This window comes from Actinomycetospora sp. (genome assembly GCF_055612215.1).
On sequence record NZ_JBVPVA010001134.1, the window covers coordinates 1 to 1901 of the forward strand.

General features: G+C 78.4%; 2 protein-coding genes and 1 pseudogene. 1 reads left to right on the top strand and 2 read right to left on the bottom strand.

The features are described from left to right. Nucleotides 1-563, top strand: a pseudogene (locus AC0CYZ_RS30510) (glycosyltransferase); the annotation flags it as partial. Between the two features lie 63 nt (nt 564-626). On the opposite strand, the gene AC0CYZ_RS30515 reads toward AC0CYZ_RS30510, so the two are convergent. Further along, the gene (locus AC0CYZ_RS30515) at nt 627-1157 is read right to left on the bottom strand and encodes a dihydrofolate reductase family protein (protein WP_472221866.1); all 531 of its coding nucleotides are present in this window, start codon (nt 1155-1157) and stop codon (nt 627-629) included. Between the two features lie 71 nt (nt 1158-1228). Then, on the bottom strand, nt 1229-1901 hold a 673-nt coding region (locus AC0CYZ_RS30520), incomplete at its 5' end, for an MBL fold metallo-hydrolase (protein ID WP_472221867.1).

Genomic DNA, 1901 nt, shown 5'->3' on the forward strand with positions numbered 1-1901 from the left:
GGTGGGTCGAGGACCTGGCCGCCGGACGTCGCCCCGCACTGCTACCCGCCCCTGACCAGCGCGCCCTGCGCCGCCGGGCCCCGCGCCGCCCCGCACCGACGCCGCCGGTGATCGGCGACGGGGGGCTCGCGCTGCCGACCGAGACCCGGGAGAGCCCGCTCGCGGCGCTCAACGCCCTCCGTCCGGCCTCGGACTTCCGGCGTGACCCGCGGTTCGCGGCGGCGCCCCCCGCGGCCCCGGTCGCGGCGCGGGCGCTGCCACCCGGGCCGGCGCCGGCCGGGTCCCGCCCGTCGGGCCCGCTCCCGCGGGTCGCGGCACCGCGCCCGCCGGCGCCACCCCGACCGCGGCCCGTCGGCACCGACGACGAGGAGGCGGTCACCAGCGTGGTCGGCCCGGCCACCGGTCGGCGCCGCCTGCTCTCGTTCGGCGAGGACGACCCGGTGACGGAGGCCGTCGACCCCGCCGAGGCCCGCCGCCACGCCGCGCGGGGCGGCTCCCACCGCGCGGACGACGGCGGATCGGTGCCTCACCGCCCGAGCGCCCCGAGCCGCCACCGCCGCTGAGGGGCACGTCAGGCAGGTCGCCGCCGCCTCGGGCTGCCCCCGTGTGCTGATGATCATGGCTGCTCAGCGCACGACGCGGTACCAGTGCGGGGTGTCGTCCGCGATCGACTCCAGGCGCACCGGGGACGCCCCGGGCCGGCGGGGGAACATCGGCGTGCCGTCGCCGAGCAGCACCGGGACCACGAGCACGAACACCTCGTCGAGCAGCCCGGCCTCGAGGCACTGCGCCGCGACGTCCGCGCCGAGGATCACCACCGCGCGGTCCCCGGCCGCCTCGCGGGCCGCCGCGACCGCGGAGTGCAGATCGGTCGTGAACACCGTTCCGGGCGGGGCGGTCGCCGGCGGGCGGTGCGTGAGCACGACGGCGGGTCCGTCGTACTGCCCGCCGAAGGCGCCCTCGGCGTCGGTGTCGCGGTTCGGGTCGTCGCCGTCGTGGGTGCGGCGCCCGACGAGGAGCGCGCCGGTGTCCGCGAGCAGCCGTTCGGCGGCCGGGTTCGGCTCGCCCGCGTACGCGGTCAACCAGCCCATGTCGCCGCCCGGGCCGGCGATGAACCCGTCGAGCGACGCGGCGGCGGAGTAGATCAGGCGTGCCACAGCGGTCCTCCTCGATCAGGTACCGCGGCGCGCGGTCCGCCCTGTCCGGACCCTGCGGCGCGGCCCGGCTCTCACGTTGGGGTCGACGGCGGCGTCCCGGCTGCGGTGAACGCGTAGCGGCTCCCGACCGCGCCCGGCACGAACGCGTCCCCCAGCTCCTGCGCGAGGCGCATCTGCGCGCGCCAGCCGGTGCAGTGCGCGGGGACGACGACGTCGGGCGCGAGCCCCACGAGGGCCTCCACCGTCGGCTCGATGATCGACTCGAAGCCCGGGCCGGTCAGGTGGAGCCCGCCGAGCAGGGCGTGCAGGCGCGAGGCCCCCGTCAGACGCAGCGCGTGCCGGGTGATGTTCACCGCCCCCGCGTGCCCGCAGCCGGTGAGCACGACGAGCCCGCGGCCCCGGACGTCGACGACGAGGGCCTGGTCGTCGACGATCCACGGGTCCGGGCGCCACGCCTCGTCGACGAACGCCTCGTGGAAGGCCATCCCCCGCTCGAACTCCGTCGTCCGGTCGACCTCCCCGGTGACGAGCACGCTGCCCCCGAGCAGGAACGACGGGTCGCGCCGCTCGACGAGCTCGATGCCGTCACCCGCCAGTCCGGCGCGGTCGAGCAGCGGCATGACGAACGGGTCGCCGCCGGGCGGGGCGAGGCGGCGGCGGGTGAACGCGGCCGGGTGCAGGACGAGCGGGCTCGGCACCCGGCCCAGCCAGCGTTCGAGGCCCGGGAAGCCGCCGGTGTGGTCG